This is a genomic window from Exiguobacterium sp. s56 (genome assembly GCF_018618255.1).
GTDB classification, from domain to species: domain Bacteria; phylum Bacillota; class Bacilli; order Exiguobacteriales; family Exiguobacteriaceae; genus Exiguobacterium; species Exiguobacterium chiriqhucha.
This window is the reverse complement of sequence record NZ_JACSLR010000015.1, coordinates 1-17960: the sequence shown is the minus strand read 5'-3', so window position 1 is coordinate 17960 and position 17960 is coordinate 1. Positions and strand designations below refer to the sequence as shown.

Here is a 17960-nt window from a genome sequence, read left to right as displayed (position 1 = left end):
CTCATTTGTGTGAGACACACACATGATTGAACCGTGATTGATTGAATCGACACAATTGAAAGCAAACAGGAGGTAATCAAATGTTATGGCAAGAATGGGTATCCATCGCGCTTTACCTCGTGATGATGCTCCTCATCGGATACGTCGCTTATAAACGGACAACCGATTCATCAGATTATATGTTAGGTGGCCGCAAGATGGGGCCAGGTGTTACCGCCATGTCAGCCGGAGCTTCGGATATGAGTGGTTGGATGTTAATGGGACTTCCGGGTGCAATGTATGCCACGGGATTATCAGCGATTTGGTTAGCCGTTGGATTGGTCATCGGAGCTTACTTGAACTACTTGTTAGTCGCTCCCCGTCTACGTGTCTTCACAGAGATGGCAAATGACTCGATCACGATTCCTGACTTTTTAGAGAATCGGTTCCGAGATCACTCGAACTGGCTACGGATCCTGTCTGCATCCGTCATCATCATCTTCTTCACGTTCTATACGTCAGCCGGACTTGTCTCTGGCGGGAAGTTGTTTGAAAGCTCATTCGGGCTCGACTATCAGACAGGTGTCATCGTGACGATTAGCGTCGTCGCACTATATACACTGTTCGGCGGTTTCACAGCCGTCAGTTGGACGGACTTTGCGCAAGGTGTCATCATGTTCCTCGCTCTCGTCCTTGTCCCAGTCGTCGCCTTGACGGACGTCGGTGGTGTATCAAACGCCGTCGATACGGCTACCACAATCAATACCGAATTGTTCGACCTGTTTGAAGGAACGTCGACGCTCGGAATTATCGGTCTCCTCGCTTGGGGACTTGGGTACTTCGGTCAGCCACACATCATCGTCCGCTTTATGGCGATTCGTGATGTGAAATCATTGAAAACGGCACGTCGCATCGGTATGGGCTGGATGACAGTCTCAATCATCGGTGCTGTCATGACGGGACTTGTCGGAATCGCCTATTTCCGTGGTCAAGGGAATCCTCTCGCTGACCCGGAGACAGTGTTCATCCGCTTCTCAGAAGTGTTGTTCCACCCGTTCATCACTGGATTCTTGCTTGCTGCGATTTTGGCAGCGGTCATGTCGACAGTTTCTTCACAGCTTCTCGTGACATCGTCGGCATTGACAGAAGACTTCTATCGTAAGTTCTTCAATAAAGATGCCAGTGAGAAAACAATGGTCCTCGCCGGTCGAATCGGTGTCCTAACGGTCGGACTTGTCGCGACACTCATGTCGCTCAGCCCGTCGAACACGATTTTGACGCTCGTCGGTTATGCGTGGGCCGGATTCGGTTCAGCGTTCGGTCCAGCGATTCTCTTGTCGCTTTACTGGAACAAGATGACGCGCCAAGGTGCACTTGCCGGTATCCTCGTCGGTGCCATCACGGTCATCCTTTGGATCGTGACTGGACTCTCGGCCGTCATCTATGAGATGGTACCAGGCTTCTTCCTCAGTATGCTTGCTATCGTGCTCGTCAGCACGTTTACGAGCCAACGTGAGCAGAAACGGATCAACCGTGAATTCAGTGAAATGGAAGCTGAACTCGCCGTTGCGAAAAAAGAATAACATCAATCAAAAAACGCGGGCCGAACGGCTCGCGTTTTTTGTTGCGCACGGTCGCGTATCCTTACTCTAACGCGGCTTGTTTTATAAATGGCCGTGACAAAGGATTAAAGAAAAAACCACAGACATCTTGTCTGTGGTCTGAATAAATTACATCGCTCTCGCCATGAACCAAAGTTGAATGAAGAATGGCACGAGGACGAGCACGAGCATCGCGTTGCGCATCCGACGGTTCCGGTTCCAATAATACGCCATCAAGACGAACGGATGGAGCGCCGTCAGCTGGTAAGGGTTGAACCAGAACCAAGTGAGCAACAAGACGATAAAGAAATATAGAACCGAGCGCTGTCTCGTGGCACGCCATTCTCGCCACATATCGAACGCCCCTTTGAAGAACACAATAAATGTTACTACCCAAAATACCATCACAATCACACTATTCAATGATTAGACCACCTTCATGAGACATTTTCGATATAGAATCCGCCCCAGTAGATATGCCGATACGTGTACTCTTTTCCACTCTCTGCCGTGATGATAATCTCATCCTCTGTCAACACGAGCACGTGAACCGGAATCTCACCTTTTCGAAGCATCGGACTGAACAATTGGAACTGCTTGTTCAACCACTTCCGTTCTGTGAAGTCACGGTAATGGTGCAAGGCGAGCGATGGATGGACCAAGAACACACCGAGCACAAAGGCAATGGCTCCTGGCGATGCTGAGAGTTCAAGCAGTAAGGAGAAAACGAGGACGAGCGATAGCACCGCATAGCCGAATTCGAGTAACTCCATCAACGAAGCCCGGCTGGCAATCACGTACTGCATGACACGAAACGCCACATACAGCAACAGACTGACCGCCACATACTGGGAAAACGGGGCACTGCTCATCGAAACGTCTAGATAGAACAAGACCGGTAGTAACATAACCCACTTCCATAATTGTAAGGCGAGGTAAAACAATGTTTGATCGATGAAACGACGATTGTGTACGAGCCGTTGCATATCCATGTTTCCCACCTCCGATTAAAAGATGTGACCTTAACCGTATCATTCCCTGAATCAAAGAATGATAACAAGCATTTACACGTCAACCGGATATTTCTTTTCGTTCGATAAGCGTGGCGTTCAACAGCCCCCCGAGAAGGATGACCGAGGCCGCCAAATAGAACCAGATCAGCAAGATGATGAAAGCACCGAGTTGACCGTAAAACTGTTCATAGTTTGCATACTGTGAATAGTAGCTGAACACGTTCGAAACTGTCAAGATGCCGATGGTAGCAAACGCCGCCCCGGCCCAACTGTCGCGGAACGTGCCGCGATGGCTCGGCAACCACTTATAGACGAGCAAGAAAACGCTGAACAGGACGAGCGTACCCACGATCCAGCGGAAATAGAACCAGATTTGCGCATAGCGCTCGACGATGTCGTCGATAAAGATGATATGCGTCGCCAACTCCCGAAGCGCGGTCTCGATGACCGGGATCAGTAGCGAGAACGGCAAGACGAACATAAGCGCGAGCGTCACGGCGATGTCTTGCAACACGCCCCGCCAGAACGCCTTGTTCCGAATCAGGCGATAGGCGTCATTGAGCGACCGGACGAGCGATTGGACCGCCATCGATGAGATCCAGAGCGCCGGCAAGATGCTGAGTGAGGCAATCCGCAACCGTGAATCATCAAAAATCGCCTCGATGTTCCCTTCCAGCAACCGATAACTGGCTTCAGGCATGACCAGGGCGAGCGCGGAAATCACGTCCCCGCTCGAGAACGGCAGCCACCCGACGATCCCGAGGACGAACAGTAAGAACGGGAACGTCGATAAGATGAAATAATAGGCCAACATGGCGGCTTGGTCGAAAAATCGTTCGGCAAAAAATCGTTTGAATGTATGAAGGAATGGTTGTATCATTTCGTGCACTCTTTTCTATAATTTATTAAATAAATGCGGTATTTGAAATAAGAAATTTGATAAAGGAAAGGCAAGAATGGCGCGACGCGTCCGATTCTTGCCCCGATCTTAACTGATGTTCTCTCGTTTCTCTTCCCACGCCTCGACATGTTCTTTACCAGGTAAATCCACATCATCACGATTGAACACCGGATCACGTCCGGCTCGCTTCTGCGCCACATAATCGTCGAGCAAAGCTTTGGCGACCTTACTGAGTCGGAAGATGGCATACATATTGACGAGCGCCATCAAGCCCATAAAGATATCGGCGATCGACCAGACCAACCCCGCCGATCGAACCGAGCCGAACAAGACCATCCCGACGACCGCAATCCGGTAGATGACCAGATACACTTTTCGTTCGGAGATGAACTCGATGTTCGTTTCCCCATAATAGTAATTCGCCAAAATCGAACTGAACGCGAACAATAGGATGGCAATCGTCATGAGTGTCGTCGCGAGCGGCCCAATCTCTGTCAAGAGCGCCTCTTGCGCCAACTCGATGCCTTGGAAGTCCTCTGAACCCGGAACTCCCGAGATGAGGACAATCATCGCCGTCGCCGTACAGATAAAGAGCGTATCGACGAAGACGCTGAGCGATTGAATCAAGCCTTGTTTGACCGGGTGGCTGACCTCCGCGGTCGCGGCCGCATTCGGTGCCGACCCCATCCCCGCCTCGTTCGAGAACAAGCCGCGGCGAATCCCTTGCAGGACGGCCGCACCGACTGCACCGCCGAGCAGTTGTCGGAAGCCGAGAATCCCTTCTGAGAAGATGGCCGAAATTACGGCCGGGATGGCCTCTAGGTTTGTGAACACGACCCAGAGGGCGAGCAGGATATAGCCGCCGGCCATAATCGGGACGATAATCCCCGACAACGTTGAAATCGAGCGAATCCCGCCGAAGATGACGACGGCCGTCACGAGAGCCAAGACGATGCCGACCCAGAGCGTATCGACTTCGAAGACGTTATTGATTGATAAAGCAATCGTATTGGCCTGTACCGAGTTGAACGCGAAGCCAAACGCGAACGTGATTAAAATCGCAAACACGATGCCGAGCCACCGTTGACCGAGTGCCCGCTCGATATAGTAGGCGGGTCCACCGCGCCACGCCTTCCCGTCGTGCACTTTATACACTTGGGCGAGCGTGCTCTCGACGAAGGCAGAAGCCGAACCGATCAAGGCGATGAGCCACATCCAGAAAACGGCGCCCGGTCCACCGAGTGCGATGGCCGTCGAGACGCCAGCGATATTCCCTGTCCCAACCCGTGCGGCCGTTCCGATGGCGAACGCCTGGAACGATGAAACTTGCCCTTTCTCGTGTTTGATTCCTTTGACGAACAGCAACTTGAACATCTCCGGCAACATGCGGAACTGGACGAATCCCATCCGGATGGTGAAATACAACCCTCCGGCAATCAAAACGAAAATGAGTACGTACGTCCATAACAGGTCGTTCACCTGCATGACGAGCTCACGAATATCCATGCGCATCCCCTCCTTTTACGGAGTTAATACCCGCCCGATGGGCCACAGAAACGACACGGTCAACGCGAAGCCTCCTCTAGTATGCGCTCACAGAGCGCGTGCGTCGTCAAACTGTCCTCTGCCCGCACCGAGTCATTCGGTTCACCTGCGAGGAGCTTCAGGAACTCGTCGAGCATGGTCGTGAAGCCGCGACGCGTCAAATTCGACTCCCACGGATTCAGTGCCCGCTCGAGCATGCCGTCACGGGTGAAATCATACACACGCTCAACGTCGCGCGACACCCGCTTCAGACGAGGCGACATCACTTCCATCACTTCTTCCGTACAGCCGTTGTCCCGGTTCATGATGCCGATCGCTTCGACCCCTCCGGCCGTGAATTGAATCTGGAGCTGTTTCAACGTCCCGGCCTCATGGCGCGTCCGCACGGCCAAATTCTCGACAGGGGCGAGCCCTGTCAAATAGCGGAGCGTATCGACGACGTGGACGAAGTCTTCGATGATGAACTCACGCAGCGTCGCCGGTTGATACGTCCGATTCTTTTGAATCAAAATCAGATTCGGGTCGGACACTTCTTTTAAGGCAGCCGTCGCCGTCGCGAAACGGCGGTTGAACCCGGTGATGAGCTCGATGCCCTGCTCGGCAGCGAGGCGTACGAGCCGCTCCGTGTCCTCGAGCATGAACGTGACCGGCTTATCGATGAAGACGGGCACACCTTGCGCGAGCACGTAACCGACCTGGTCGGCATGGACCGATGTCGTCGAGTGAATCAACGCACCGTCCATCATCTCGAACGGGACGTCTTCGAGTGATGCATACTGACCGGCAAAACGATACTTCTCGACGAGTTGACCCGCTTTCGCCGCGTCTCTCGAGACGAGATAAACGTCGACCCCTTCTAAACCGGCATAGACCGGCAAATACGCCTTCTTCGCGACGTCCCCTAACCCAACAACGACAATCTTCATGTGTACATCTCTCCTCTTCCTAAGACTGAACAAAACCCCAAGGCGTGTGCCCGGGGTCAAAGGTTCGTTTAATGGACCGCTACAATTTCAAAACTGGTAATCGGTTTACGAATCGCATCTGACACGATTTGATACAAGTCGGCCAATTGCTCGTTATCATGTAAATCGGGCGTCCGGTCGAGAACGACCTCACACGTCCGCGTCGTCTGCTCTTTGTCCTGGAACGCATATTCGATGGTATATGTCTGCATGATACGTCTCCTCTCAAGCGATGTATACGTATGTATAGCCTGAAACGAAACGATTGAAACGCCATAACCCGCTCGACCGCCGGACCGTTCCCATCCATTGTACCACTAGTCCCAACGGAGGCGCGTCATCGAATCGTGACAATTTCTGGCTCGTTTATGACAAGCACGACCGAAACACGTCCCAATCCGATTGCTTGTCAATCGTGTCGAAGATTCCTAGAATGAACAAGTATGCCTCACACATAGGAGACTTGAAATGAAATTAAACATTACTTATTTAGCATTCCCGCTCTCGATTCTGCTATTGGCAGGTTGTACGAGCGAAGAAGCCGGGACCACCACGGTGACGGACACCCCAGAACAGTCCGCCGTCGAGACGACGGCGCCACCCGAACCGCAGACAGAGGACCGCTTCACCGGTTATGACATGATCGAAGTCGAGGGTGGAGATTTGTCAGGTGAACGCGAGAGTAATGTCGTCGTCGATATCGGATACGGCGACCGCGAATATTGGGCGTTCACGAACGAGCACGGTCAACTCGTGAAAGTGATTGCGGACGAGATTGTGCTGCAAGATGACGACCGAGAAGACGGGACGTCGGATGGGCGATACTACGCTGACGAGGCGAAAGTGTCTGGGGTCGAACACCGCGACCTCGACGAAGGGCACGTCATCGCCGATTCGCTCGGCGGCGTCTCGAACGCCTTCAACATCACGCCCCAAAACAGCACGCTCAATCGCCACGGCGACCAGGCGTATATGGAGAGCGTGATCCGGAGCGCAGGCGGCGCGACCGACTTCGAGGCGCTCATCACATATCCGGATACGAATACTCATATCCCTTCACACTATGAGTACACATACACTGTCAAAGGAAATGTCGTTACCGACTCGTTCGACAACGTCAACCCGGATGAGGTGAATGAAGAACTTGGATTGACGGAGAGCGCACCATCGGCCACCGAAGCAAGCGGTGACGTCACGCGCGTCGATACGAACGGCAACGGCCAAGTGACGATTCAAGAGGCGAAGGACGCCGGCTTCACCATGCCGATCACGAGCGTCCATTGGCTCTATCCGCATATGCGTGATAACGATGGCGACGGGATGGTTGGCGAGTGATCCAATATCTGAATCAAAAACGAGATGGTTGGCCGATGGGGCCAATCATCTCGTTTTATGTACAATGCTTGAAGCTTCATCCAGTTGGTCGTGCGTGTACGTCAACAACTCATGCCCGTTATAACGGAACGTATGGCGCCGAGGCATAGGATGGTCTAGCATCGGCTGTAAATACTGCTTCAAGTTGCTGATGATTCCCATATTGTCAGGATGAAGCACCCAGTCGATTCGCTTCCATTCCAAAATCCCTTCACGTGTCCTCTGTACCTTGTCAGCGGCTTCATGTTTCGTGACTTCCACGACGAACAGATGCATCCCGACCTGCTGTTCTCCATGCAGGATGACCTCCCCTTTATACAGAGGATGCTCAATCTTATATCCGGTCTCTTCGAATACTTCTCGACAGACCGACGCTTCAACCGTCTCGCCCGACTCGATTTTCCCACCTACGCCGTTCCATAGTCCCATCGCTGGCGACTTCTCACGATTCAACAGTAAGACTTCATTTTCTGATTTCAATAGACATAACGTATACCGATACATCGCCCTACCCCCTGCCTTGTCTCATTCAGTATGTTGTGACCCTTGCATCCGCTTCTCTTCTGACCAGTTAGCGAAAGACATCATTTGAAACGCAGCGGTCGGGTCCGTCTCAAGAAACGTGATCAGTTCGAGCGAATTCCCGTCCGGATCGTCGAAATAGATAGCGGCATGTGCGTGCGGGAAGTTCGGCAGGACTAACGGCTGTTCTGCAGGCGTCATCTTGAATGCGGTCCGTACTTCGATATCCCGTTCATTGAGCCACTTCTTCACCGTTTCAAGGCTTTCGGGGTCGATTCGAAACGCCACATGACGAATCGATGGATGGTACGGCACCTCGACGCGATCGCTCTCCCACAAACCGAGCCAACTCTCTCCTTCGATGATCCATAGAAACGCCAAGGACTCGTTTTGGAAGGCCAGCTTCATTCCGAGTTTTTCATAAAACGGAATCGACACCGTCAAATCACTTACCGGCAAGTGTGCCTCATATATACCTCTTATCATCCATTCTTCATCTCCCTATCTTTGCCATATTATGAGTATAATCCTTATATATGGAAATGTAAGTTATAATAGCTTGAATGTTGAACGGTAGAGCGATGTATAGGAAAGTGAGTGATGTAATGTGTTACAGGATGCGATTACGCAATGTTTAAAAACTTGTATGGCCCTTCACTGCCGTCCGACTCCAGGGAGGCTATTCGAACGTCTCGTCGTCACGTATTAGAAAGACAAGAAGAACGCGCAATCGATTCTTGAACAGACGGACTTAGGACGGGCCATGCCCATTTATGAGGACTGGTCCGACTATCTTGCACATACATTCATTCCGTCACCTACAAGGGCGAAAAAAACCACGGCAAGCAAAAAAACTGCTCCTAGGAGCAGTTTTCGCTTGTCTTCAGTATCACAAACAAAAAGTGTGCAATGTGTGTGCAATGAAGACTTATTTCGTATCAGAAGTCGGCTCAGCTGAACGTCTCGGCGGACGTTTACCGAAGAACTGGTAGTATTGCGTCTCGATATTCCCGTTGTACAGCTTACGGCGTTTCGTCGCCGGACGGCCATACGCTTTCTCGAAATCCTCATAGCTCGTCAACATATAGACGCTATAGCCCGGATATTTGGCGAACTGCTGGCCGATCCGCTCGTACAGGTCGATAATCTCTTCTTCGGTCTGCAACCGTTCGCCGTATGGCGGGTTGCCGATGATGACACCGTACTCTTCTTTCGGCTTCAAGGCAGCCGCGTCACTATGGACGAACGTGATGGCGTCACGGACGTCGGCAAGCTCGGCGTTATCCTTGGCGAGCTTGACCATGCGTGGGTCGAGGTCGATGCCGTAGATTTTGAGCGGTTTGTCCCATTCCGCTTTCTCGTTCGCTTCATTGATTGCATCATACCAGGCTTTCTTCGGTACGCACGGCCAGTCTTGTGAACAGAACTCACGGTTGAGACCAGGCGCGATGTTACGACCGATGAGCGCCGCCTCGATGGCGAGCGTCCCTGAGCCGGTGAAAACGTCGTAGAACGGCATGTCCGGCTTCCAGTTCGTTAGCTGAATCATTGCCGCAGCCATCGTCTCTTTGAGCGGTGCCTGTGAGTGGAGCTCACGGTAACCACGACGGTGAAGCGCGTCACCTGACGTGTCGATTGTGATCGTCGCCACATCTTTCAACAAGGCGACTTCAATCGGATAGTAGGCGCCCGTCTTCGGCAGCCACTCGCCCGGCTTATCGTATCCGCGTTGCATCGCGTCGACAATCGCCTTCTCCGTGATTTTCTGACAGTCGCGGATCGAGAACAACTTCGACTTGACCGAGCGGCCGTCGACGATGAATCGAGCGTCCCACGGCATGAGATCCGTCCAAGGCAGTTCGACGACACCGTCAAACAGTTCCGTGAACGTCGTCGCTTTGAACTCGGCGACGACGAGCTTGACGCGGTCTGCCGTCCGGAGCCATAGGTTCAATCGCGGAATGTCTTCCATTTCTGCGTCGATATAGACGCGTCCGTTCTCGACCTCACACGTGTAGCCGAGGTCGCGCACTTCTTTGGCGACGAGTGCTTCGATGCCCATCGCTGCGGTGGCAATCAGTTTTCGTTTTGCCATACTATCCCTACTTTCTATAAGTGTTACTCCTAAAATGGTCATGTAAAAAGGAGCTCAAGTAGGATTGCTTGAACTCCTGGTCAATGTTAAATGAGAGACTATGCTGCCCTGTAAGCCATGTTCTGTACTCCGGTGCTCATAACGGTCTCCCTGGCACGATGGAGTGACAATCATCTATCTGCGCCGATTGGCGCCTTCCGTCCCGTTCGGTTCCAGTCAGGAAGTTCCCCTACCATAGTTTGGGTTTCTCGCTCGTGGGGTTTACCTCGTTCCACTCTGAACGTTTCCGATCAGACTCCGTCACTGTGGCACTTTCAAGAAGCTTGCACCATATCCGAGGACTTAGGTGCTTCTTCTGCCGTCAACTTGCGTTGCCTACACTTATCTTTTCGTGTAGCACGATCACTACAGCCATCACAGGCTGTGCGAGCATGGACTTTCCTCAAGACTTGCGTCCCGCGATTGCCCAGACCTCATAGTCACTTTACCCATTGTAGCGGATAACCCGTGAAATGACAACCGAGAACCTGAACTTGATTTTCACCGGCGTCAGCGCTAAAATAAGGCGTGTTCCATTGAACAAGGAGGGATTTTGATGCGTCAAGATGCAAAAAACGGTTGGATTCAACGACTGACCTATGTGATTGAAATCGATGACATTAAAGCGCTCCACCCAAACAACGGCGTGTTCGCCTTCTACCGGAATAATCGACTCGTCCGAGGATTCGAGCCGTTTGACATTAAAGCACCGAATGAACTGTCCAAACGTCCGTATCACTTCGACCATCATAACTTGGCCCACTTACAGGAACGTTTTCCTGAATCGATTCCGACGTTCGACGCGTCGACTCAGACACGTCGCGCATGGAGCGAGGATGTCCGTGTCGGTCTCTGTGAGATTATTGTCGACGGGAAACTGAGTTTTGAACATATCGACGACAACGGCAACGTCTTAGAAGCGAACATTCGTTGGAGCGGTGAAGCCATCACGAAAGCATAAATCAACACCCGGAGCCAAGCGCTGGCTCCGGGTGTTTTTCATGTCGATTCCGCCGATTTGTCCGTCTCGGCTTGGACCGGTTGCGGCGCATACTTGACCGTCACCACTTTCTCAGAGACGTCGGTCGGTTTCAAGACGACCGTGTACGCAGCTCCCGTGTCGCTCCGGACCGGGAACTTGCCCGGTACGTGAAGCGCCTCATAGACGATTTTTTTGTTCGCATCGAGTACGGTGACGACCCCTTTTCGCGTCGTCGCCAATTCGAACGTGCCTCCGTCGGACGCTTTGACCGCAACCGCCGGCTTGACGGGATTCACGTATTTGAAGGACCGACTGGCCGTACGTTTATGTTTCCCATCCGTGACGACGGCTTGGAGTTTGTACGAGCCACTCGGTAGCCAATCGCCGCCGGCATACATCGTGAACATCGAATTCCCTGCCGACAGCGTCTTCACTTTACGGGTACCTTGATATAACGTATACGTCGTTTTCAAATTCGGTTTTTTCATGACCGTCAGTTTCGCTTCTTTGACGTAACGGCTCTTGAGCGTCGACGGCACCGAGAGCGTCACGGGACGCGGTGTCGCATCGAGGAGCCGCTTCGTGTTCAGCTCCGTATAAATCTTGCCGCTCGCCCGTGGCATCTTTTGAATCAAGGCGTCCACATCGGCCGGTGTCAAAAACGGATTGACCGATTTGACGAGCGCGAGACCCGACGACACCATCGGCGCGGCCATCGACGTCCCGTCCATATAGACGAAGCCGTTATTCAGGCCGAGCGACAAAATGTTCACCCCGGGGGCGACGATTTTGACTTGAGCGGCCATATTGCTGAAACCGGCGACGCGACGGTTCGCGTCAATCGCCCCGACCGCGATGACTTCTTTCATATTGGCCGGGAACGAGACGGTCTTCTCCCCGTCGTTTCCTGCCGAGGCGACGATGATGACCCCTTTGGCCCGGGCCCGGCGAATCGAATCGGCGAGGACTTGATCGTAATCTTGCCCGCCGAGCGACAGGTTGATGATGTTCGCCCCTTTCGCCACCGCCGTATCGACCGCTTTGGCGACGGTCCAAGAATCCGTGTACTCCGAGTTTTTACCGTAGAAGACGTTATAAAAATGATAGCGTACGTTCGGAGCAAGTCCGGCCATCCCGAACTTGTTGTGACGGCCAGACATGATGCCGGCCGTATGCGTCCCATGATAATCGACGCTGTAAGGCCCTTTCATCGAATTGACGACACGAGGGACCTTGTATAGTTCTTTATGCCGACGATCGGCCGACGAATCGATTAAAGCGATCACGATGTCTGAAGCGCCGCGCGTCGTGTTCCACGCCAAATCGGTGCCTGTTTGCTTGATATAGTATTGGTTCCCGACCCTCGGCTCGGCCACGATGTAACCGTGTTTCTCCAATACAACCGGTTTCGCCGCGTCCACCGATGCAGGCATGAGCAGCGCGAGCGCCGCCACAAGCATCATTTTTTTCATCGCCTACCGCTCCATTCCAAACTTCCTAAGATGCCCCCATTATCTCAAATTACGGAATCAATTTCCCTTTTTTTCGAAAAATAGATTGTGACATTTTTTCGACGCTCACCAATAGTTCGGTTCGTCAGGCTCATCCATCTCATAGTCGACAATCTTTCCGATGGTCAAATACGTATAATAACGCGCCAGTTCCGTCCGATACGGATCGGGTGTAAATCCGTCGAGGTCCTCACCGAGCGGAGATCCATCAATCGTCTCGAACTGTTGACAGAAAAACGATTCCGTCTCTGTGTCCCAGACGATATTGTCGCCGATATATCCACTACCGAACCGAATATAGTCGATGATAGAAGGGACGATCACCTCGGCCGGGAGCCGTTCACTCATCCGGCCGACCAGTTCATAGCGGTCTCGGTCGACATAGTCGGCCTGATCGAGGGACGTACATTTCAATACTTCCTTGTTGATTTCAATCAACACGACATAATCCCCCGGTTCTATCGATAGCTTCATCTCATCACCTCATCTCAACATCCGCATAGCTCTATCATATTCAAGTATTCGCAATCAATCCACGAAATCCTGTATGCCTGTAAAATTTTCCATCTGGTTGATTCATACAACATGTCGAAATTTGTTTTTGGTATACTAAATGATATGAATGCAAGAAAGGAAGTGCAACATGGCCAAACGTCCTCTGACCCCTCGCGAGAGTGAATTGATTGCCACCGCCCTGTTCGTCGTCGGACACGTCCCATACGTCGGGCATATCGACCGGCTCGAATCAATCACGCTAAGAGATATCGCCGATGATTATTTGAGTGGAAAAAATTCCGTCACCGACGCCGTCGAGGCGCTCGATCAATACATCTTCGTCCGCCGGCATCGCTTTAAAAATGTCACACCGAACAATCTGTGGACGCTCGACGACAAGACCGAACAAGAAGCGCTCCGCTACATCGTCCGACGTCCGGAACTGAAAAAAGGCGAGACGCTCAACAAACAGAACCAACCGTTCACGGTCGGTCAGGACATCGAGTTCAAAGTCGATAAGCAACTCGACCGTGGCCAGTTCCGAATTTACATCGGCAAACTGAACGGTTACACGGTCAAAGCCCAGTCGAAAGACAAAGACAAGCTCAAGACGGTCAAAGGATGGATCACCCACCTCGACCGCAAGGACCGTCTCGTCTTCGTCAATATCTCCGAATTCGGACGTGAGCCGATCGAGTCAGAAGCCAAGGCGCGACTCGAGGCAATGAGTGCCGGACTGCTCGGCTGGTTCGCGACGGCCACGTTACCGTCCGAGGCGGAGGCACAGACGGCCAAGCAGATGATTGCCACGTTGCAGCGTCGGGACCAACCGTATTGGTTCACGTTGACCGTTGCGATGAACCATCCGAAGCCCGAGCATGTCAAGCGCTGGGGAACGGTCGTCAACCTGCTCGTCAAAGCGAGCGCGGGCGATACGACCGCGCTCGAGACGCTCGAGGCCCAAGAAGACAAGTACTTCAAAGATGCCTTCCTGCGGGCGCTCCGGGCGCTACACAAAGAACTGACCAAAGCGACATAACGGCCAGGTGACCTGACATGGGTCACCTGTTTTCGATGTCCTTCATGAGAAAGGAAGAGAGTCATGCACGTACTGATTGTTGAAGACGACCTGGCCATCCTGCATCTGATTGAAACGACGTTACAGCGGGCCGGTCACACCGTCACCACGGCCATGGACGGAAACGTCGCCGAGCGACTGTTTTTAGAGCGACCTGCAGATGCTGCCGTGATTGACATCCTGTTGCCGGGCCAAGACGGGCGAACGCTCTGTTCCCGGCTGAAACGATTGACGGATATTCCGGTCATCCTATTGACCGCCCTCGGGGAATGGGAGGAGAAACGGAGCGGTTTCGAGCACGGGGCCGACGATTACATGACGAAACCGTTCATTCCAGAAGAACTGCTCTTCCGGCTCCAAGCCGTCGCGAAACGTTACGCCAAGAATGCGGCCACGGTCGTCACTGCCGGACCGCTCAAACTCGACTTGCGTGATTATCGGCTCGAACTTCATGAGGAGACGATCCACTTGCCGAAAAAAGAGTTCGAGCTGCTCTATCAGTTGGCTGCGTTTCCAAGTCGTGTGTTCACCCGTGATGAATTGATTGAGCAAGTATGGGGCCTCGAGTTCGAAGGCGACGACCGGACGATCGACGTCCACATCAAGCGATTACGCGGTCGCCTCCGTGACGAAGGCAACATGATTCGGACGGTGCGAGGCGTCGGGTATACGCTCGAGGTGACGCCATGAAGACGTTATACACGCGAATCGTCTTGACCGTGTTTATGATTTTATTGTTGTCGGGTGCTATCGCCCTGCTCGTCAGCAACGTCGCCTACTACGTGTGGTGGCAACCGTCCTATAGCGACAAGACCGAACAGACGGCTGAGGCCGCGAAAGTGTACTTCGAGGCCCATACCGATGGTGAGACGTCCACATTTTATACACTGCTCGCTCAGACCGGCTATCAGTTGTTCGTCGTACGACCGGACGATACGATTGAACGCTATGGCGGAGCGTTCCGGGATGAGCGGCTCGACACCGACGTCATCGCCTCCGTCCGGTCCGGTGAAACCTACGACGGGATGCACACCTATCCGTTCCACTTGTTTTTGCTCGGACTGTTCGACAACGAGGTCGTCAATACGTATGGGTTTAGCATCGATGGTGAGGATGCCGTCTTCATCCGTCCCGATCTGAGTGCCCAAATCCGCGAGCTGCATTTATTCGTCGGGTTGTTCTTCGCCTTGTTGACCGGGCTCGCCTTCATCTTGATTGCCTTGTCGACGAGTCAACTCGTCCGCCCGTTGCGGACGTTGACCGCTGCGACCGATTCGGTCGCATCCGGGGGTCGGCCGAGCGACCTCCCGCTCGAGCGCAACGATGAGATTGGCACGCTCTCCCGTCGCTTCAACGATATGGTCGACTCGCTTGAAAAATCGGAAGGCGAGCGCAGACGGTTTGTCTCGAGCGTCTCCCATGAGTTCCAGACCCCGCTCACTTCCATCAAAGGCTACGCCTCGGAACTCGTCGCGACGACCGACGGTGACGCGAAAGCGCATGCCGCCATCATTCGAGACGAGGCTTCGCGCCTGTCCGATCTGACGAGACAGTTACTGCTCCTCGCCCGGCTCGACGAGGCCAACGTGTCGTTAACGACACCGGTCGATGTGCGTGCGTCCATCGAGGATGTTATCCGGCGGCACACGTTCCAACTCGACGAGAAAGGGATCGCCGTTGCCACAGAACTCGATTCGACGCTCTTCGTGACCGGTGACCCGCTATTGCTGGCACAAGTGTGGTCCAACTTGCTGACGAACGCGATTCACGCTTCTGCAGACGGTGGCCTCATCACCATCAAGGCGTATCAAGGCGAACGCCCGACCGTCTTGATTCAAGACGTTGGTGTCGGCATGGATGAAGCGACGAAGGCACGGCTGTTCGAGCGTTTCTATAAAGGCGACGCCTCACGATCCGGACGAGGCACCGGGCTCGGCCTCGCCATCGCCCGAGATATCGTCCACCTTCACGGCGGCACGTTGACGGTCGAATCTCAGCTCGGGGCGGGTACCGTCTTTTACGTCACGTTGTAGTCATGTTCATATTCCGTTCATCTTGGTCGGTTATGCTTCCTTCATCGCTATGAAGGAGGCTTTTTTTATGAACTTAGGATTAAAAGAGATGTGGCGGCAAAAACGAAAATTTTCGCTCATTTTCGTAATCACGCTACTTATCGTCTTGTTGTCGACATTGATCACCGGACTCGCGGACGGTCTGGCTTATGATAACGGGGCCACCTTGCGTGAACTCGATGTCGAGTCGTTTCAACTGGCCGATGATGCCGACGGGCAATTGACCCGCTCATTCATCGAACTGCCGACACCCGATGCGCTCACCCCGCTCGGCGTCAAATCGATGACGCTCGTCCATGGGACGAAAAAACAGGATGCCACATTATTCACACTGCCGAAAGATTCCACAATCGGGCCCGAGCTTGACCTCGCTGTCGGGGACGTGCTCGTCGACCCAAGTTTTCTCGGTGACGTCGAAATCGGAGACACGGTTCGCGATTTTGCGTCCGGGTATGCATTCACCATCGTCGGGACGACGGACGGTCGCTATAGCCACGCCCCGGTCATCTGGGCAACACAGGATACGTGGGAAGCGTTCCAGACGGCTAGCGGTCAGCCCGCCTACGTCTCGGCCTGGCTCGGGAAGGCTGACACCTCACTCGCTACGATGACGAAACAAGACGTCGTTAAGGCCGTCCCTGGGTATACGGCAGAACAAGGCACATTCACGATGATGCGCGGCTTCTTGCTGTTCATCGGCGCATTCATCTTGACCGCTTTCTTTTATATGTTGACACTCCAAAAGCTCCCGGAGCTCGGGATTTTGAAAGCAATCGGGATTCGTCCCCGTGTGATCGGCACGGCTCTCGTCATCCAGGTCATGGCCACGGTGCTCACGGCGAGCCTGCTAGCCACGGTGCTGACAGGGTTCACCGGCACGTTCGTCCCAGACGCCATCCCGTTCCGGTTCGACTTGGGCAACGTGCTCGCATATGGTGCGGTCATGGCCGCCCTCTCACTCATCGGGACATTGTTGCCGCTTTGGAAATTGCGCCGGCTTGACGCCGCCGACGCGCTAGGAGGAATTGGACAATGAAATTGACGAATATTTGCCATACGTATGACGGACAACCCATTTTGCGTGGCATCGATTTACAGGTCGAGCCCGGGGAATGTATCGGCATCATCGGACCGAGCGGTAGCGGGAAGAGCACGCTGCTCCAAATTCTTGGTTTATTGAAACGACCTGACGTTGGGCTCATCGAGCTCGAGGGACGGGAGTTGCTCGCTGCGAGTGAAGAAGAACGACGCTTGCTTCGCTTGAATGAAATCGGCTTCGTATTTCAGCAAGCCCACCTCGTTCCATATTTGACGGTTCGAGAACAACTCGAGCTCGTCCAGGCCGAAAGCGAATCTAAACAAGACCCGCTCCACCTGCTCGACGTCCTCGGTCTGAGTCATCGCCTCAATCAACTGCCGAAGCACTTGTCGGGCGGCGAACGGCAGCGCGTCGCCGTTGCCCGAGCCCTCATCAATCGGCCTCGACTCTTGTTGGCCGATGAACCGATGGCGAGCCTCGATTTCGAGAACGGGCGCCGGGTCATGGAGTTGCTCGTCGCTGAGGCGCGTAATCACGGACGTCGAGTCCTTGTCATCACTCACGATGAACGCATGCTAGACGTCTGCGACCGGGTCCTATTGCTTCAGGACGGTCAGCTTCAACCCTCGCCCCGACATTAAAAAAAGGGAAGACCGCGTCCTAATCTGTACCCCATGTAAAGGACATTAATAAAAAAACTTATGCTGCTTCAAGGAGATGATTCCTGTACTGTACGGGAGTCATCTTTT

Annotated in this window: 19 protein-coding genes and 1 other RNA gene; 8 read left to right on the top strand and 12 right to left on the bottom strand. The window is 53.3% G+C overall.

What is annotated here, in order from left to right; genetic code table 11:
• Positions 1–80 precede the first annotated feature (80 nt).
• Complete coding sequence (gene putP / locus KNP71_RS13005) at positions 81–1562, top strand: sodium/proline symporter PutP (RefSeq protein ID WP_029595420.1); 1482 nt, start codon at positions 81–83, stop codon at positions 1560–1562.
• A 147-nt stretch (positions 1563–1709) separates the two neighbouring features.
• Here putP and KNP71_RS13000 read toward each other — a convergent pair whose 3' ends face one another.
• The 6 genes from KNP71_RS13000 to KNP71_RS12975 form a co-directional block, all read right to left on the bottom strand.
• Positions 1710–1934: a hypothetical protein gene (locus KNP71_RS13000; RefSeq protein ID WP_021067502.1), complete on the bottom strand. Its 225-nt coding sequence runs from the start codon at positions 1932–1934 to the stop codon at positions 1710–1712.
• An 83-nt stretch (positions 1935–2017) separates the two neighbouring features.
• Complete coding sequence (locus tag KNP71_RS12995) at positions 2018–2572, bottom strand: hypothetical protein (RefSeq protein ID WP_029595418.1); 555 nt, start codon at positions 2570–2572, stop codon at positions 2018–2020.
• 79 nt (positions 2573–2651) lie between these two features.
• Positions 2652–3473 carry a YihY/virulence factor BrkB family protein gene (locus KNP71_RS12990; RefSeq protein ID WP_131471179.1) on the bottom strand — a complete coding sequence of 274 codons (822 nt, stop codon included), beginning with the start codon at positions 3471–3473 and terminating at the stop codon, positions 2652–2654.
• Between the two features lie 108 nt (positions 3474–3581).
• Positions 3582–5000 (bottom strand): alanine/glycine:cation symporter family protein, encoded by a 1419-nt coding sequence (locus tag KNP71_RS12985; protein WP_029595416.1) that lies wholly within the window; start codon positions 4998–5000, stop codon positions 3582–3584.
• Positions 5001–5059: 59 nt separating this feature from the next.
• Positions 5060–5965, bottom strand: a complete 906-nt coding sequence (locus KNP71_RS12980) for a Gfo/Idh/MocA family protein (protein WP_214827370.1) — start codon at positions 5963–5965, stop codon at positions 5060–5062.
• A gap of 68 nt (positions 5966–6033) precedes the next feature.
• Complete coding sequence (locus KNP71_RS12975) at positions 6034–6216, bottom strand: hypothetical protein (protein WP_021067507.1); 183 nt, start codon at positions 6214–6216, stop codon at positions 6034–6036.
• A 256-nt stretch (positions 6217–6472) separates the two neighbouring features.
• On the opposite strand from KNP71_RS12975, the gene KNP71_RS12970 reads away from it, so the two are divergent.
• Positions 6473–7339, top strand: a complete 867-nt coding sequence (locus tag KNP71_RS12970) for a DNA/RNA non-specific endonuclease (protein ID WP_214827367.1) — start codon at positions 6473–6475, stop codon at positions 7337–7339.
• 45 nt (positions 7340–7384) lie between these two features.
• Here the strand turns inward: KNP71_RS12970 and KNP71_RS12965 are convergent, their stop codons facing one another.
• The 4 genes from KNP71_RS12965 to rnpB form a co-directional block, all read right to left on the bottom strand.
• Positions 7385–7882, bottom strand: a complete 498-nt coding sequence (locus KNP71_RS12965; protein WP_214798348.1) for an NUDIX hydrolase — start codon at positions 7880–7882, stop codon at positions 7385–7387.
• A 21-nt stretch (positions 7883–7903) separates the two neighbouring features.
• The gene (locus tag KNP71_RS12960; RefSeq protein ID WP_214827364.1) at positions 7904–8386 is read right to left on the bottom strand and encodes a VOC family protein; all 483 of its coding nucleotides are present in this window, start codon (positions 8384–8386) and stop codon (positions 7904–7906) included.
• A gap of 442 nt (positions 8387–8828) precedes the next feature.
• Positions 8829–9995, bottom strand: a complete 1167-nt coding sequence (locus KNP71_RS12955) for a THUMP domain-containing class I SAM-dependent RNA methyltransferase (protein ID WP_021067511.1) — start codon at positions 9993–9995, stop codon at positions 8829–8831.
• Positions 9996–10101: 106 nt separating this feature from the next.
• An RNA gene (gene rnpB, locus KNP71_RS12950) (RNase P RNA component class B) lies at positions 10102–10469 on the bottom strand.
• A gap of 121 nt (positions 10470–10590) precedes the next feature.
• Between rnpB and KNP71_RS12945 the strand changes: the two genes are divergently transcribed.
• Positions 10591–10995 carry a hypothetical protein gene (locus KNP71_RS12945; RefSeq protein WP_021067512.1) on the top strand — a complete coding sequence of 135 codons (405 nt, stop codon included), beginning with the start codon at positions 10591–10593 and terminating at the stop codon, positions 10993–10995.
• Between the two features lie 38 nt (positions 10996–11033).
• Here the strand turns inward: KNP71_RS12945 and KNP71_RS12940 are convergent, their stop codons facing one another.
• Together KNP71_RS12940 and KNP71_RS12935 are read right to left on the bottom strand one after the other, a co-directional pair.
• Positions 11034–12488 carry a S8 family peptidase gene (locus tag KNP71_RS12940; RefSeq protein WP_131471183.1) on the bottom strand — a complete coding sequence of 485 codons (1455 nt, stop codon included), beginning with the start codon at positions 12486–12488 and terminating at the stop codon, positions 11034–11036.
• Positions 12489–12593: 105 nt separating this feature from the next.
• A complete protein-coding gene (locus tag KNP71_RS12935) occupies positions 12594–13001 on the bottom strand; it encodes a hypothetical protein (RefSeq protein WP_131471184.1) in 408 nt (135 codons plus the stop codon).
• A gap of 169 nt (positions 13002–13170) precedes the next feature.
• Here KNP71_RS12935 and KNP71_RS12930 point away from each other — a divergent pair, with 169 nt between their 5' ends.
• The 5 genes from KNP71_RS12930 (at position 13171) to KNP71_RS12910 (ending at position 17852) form a co-directional block, all read left to right on the top strand.
• A complete protein-coding gene (locus KNP71_RS12930) occupies positions 13171–14061 on the top strand; it encodes a hypothetical protein (RefSeq protein WP_131471185.1) in 891 nt (296 codons plus the stop codon).
• A 63-nt stretch (positions 14062–14124) separates the two neighbouring features.
• Positions 14125–14790, top strand: coding sequence for a response regulator transcription factor (locus KNP71_RS12925; RefSeq protein ID WP_131471186.1), 666 nt, complete (start codon positions 14125–14127; stop codon positions 14788–14790).
• Positions 14787–16133: a sensor histidine kinase gene (locus KNP71_RS12920; protein WP_131471187.1), complete on the top strand. Its 1347-nt coding sequence runs from the start codon at positions 14787–14789 to the stop codon at positions 16131–16133. Before KNP71_RS12925 ends, KNP71_RS12920 begins: the two co-directional genes overlap by 4 nt.
• Before the next feature lie 67 nt (positions 16134–16200).
• A complete protein-coding gene (locus KNP71_RS12915; RefSeq protein WP_131471188.1) occupies positions 16201–17208 on the top strand; it encodes an ABC transporter permease in 1008 nt (335 codons plus the stop codon).
• Complete coding sequence (locus KNP71_RS12910) at positions 17205–17852, top strand: ABC transporter ATP-binding protein (RefSeq protein WP_214827358.1); 648 nt, start codon at positions 17205–17207, stop codon at positions 17850–17852. Before KNP71_RS12915 ends, KNP71_RS12910 begins: the two co-directional genes overlap by 4 nt.
• The last annotated feature ends 108 nt before the right edge of the window (positions 17853–17960 follow it).

Coding starts and splice junctions, on each gene's coding strand:
- putP (WP_029595420.1), top strand. CDS start 81: ATGTTATGGCAAGAATGGGTATCCATCGCGCTTTACCTCGTGATGATG.
- KNP71_RS13000 (WP_021067502.1), bottom strand. CDS start 1,934: ATGTGGCGAGAATGGCGTGCCACGAGACAGCGCTCGGTTCTATATTTC.
- KNP71_RS12995 (WP_029595418.1), bottom strand. CDS start 2,572: ATGGATATGCAACGGCTCGTACACAATCGTCGTTTCATCGATCAAACA.
- KNP71_RS12990 (WP_131471179.1), bottom strand. CDS start 3,473: ATGATACAACCATTCCTTCATACATTCAAACGATTTTTTGCCGAACGA.
- KNP71_RS12985 (WP_029595416.1), bottom strand. CDS start 5,000: ATGGATATTCGTGAGCTCGTCATGCAGGTGAACGACCTGTTATGGACG.
- KNP71_RS12980 (WP_214827370.1), bottom strand. CDS start 5,965: ATGAAGATTGTCGTTGTTGGGTTAGGGGACGTCGCGAAGAAGGCGTAT.
- KNP71_RS12975 (WP_021067507.1), bottom strand. CDS start 6,216: ATGCAGACATATACCATCGAATATGCGTTCCAGGACAAAGAGCAGACG.
- KNP71_RS12970 (WP_214827367.1), top strand. CDS start 6,473: ATGAAATTAAACATTACTTATTTAGCATTCCCGCTCTCGATTCTGCTA.
- KNP71_RS12965 (WP_214798348.1), bottom strand. CDS start 7,882: ATGTATCGGTATACGTTATGTCTATTGAAATCAGAAAATGAAGTCTTA.
- KNP71_RS12960 (WP_214827364.1), bottom strand. CDS start 8,386: ATGATAAGAGGTATATATGAGGCACACTTGCCGGTAAGTGATTTGACG.
- KNP71_RS12955 (WP_021067511.1), bottom strand. CDS start 9,995: ATGGCAAAACGAAAACTGATTGCCACCGCAGCGATGGGCATCGAAGCA.
- KNP71_RS12945 (WP_021067512.1), top strand. CDS start 10,591: ATGCGTCAAGATGCAAAAAACGGTTGGATTCAACGACTGACCTATGTG.
- KNP71_RS12940 (WP_131471183.1), bottom strand. CDS start 12,488: ATGAAAAAAATGATGCTTGTGGCGGCGCTCGCGCTGCTCATGCCTGCA.
- KNP71_RS12935 (WP_131471184.1), bottom strand. CDS start 13,001: ATGAAGCTATCGATAGAACCGGGGGATTATGTCGTGTTGATTGAAATC.
- KNP71_RS12930 (WP_131471185.1), top strand. CDS start 13,171: ATGGCCAAACGTCCTCTGACCCCTCGCGAGAGTGAATTGATTGCCACC.
- KNP71_RS12925 (WP_131471186.1), top strand. CDS start 14,125: ATGCACGTACTGATTGTTGAAGACGACCTGGCCATCCTGCATCTGATT.
- KNP71_RS12920 (WP_131471187.1), top strand. CDS start 14,787: ATGAAGACGTTATACACGCGAATCGTCTTGACCGTGTTTATGATTTTA.
- KNP71_RS12915 (WP_131471188.1), top strand. CDS start 16,201: ATGAACTTAGGATTAAAAGAGATGTGGCGGCAAAAACGAAAATTTTCG.
- KNP71_RS12910 (WP_214827358.1), top strand. CDS start 17,205: ATGAAATTGACGAATATTTGCCATACGTATGACGGACAACCCATTTTG.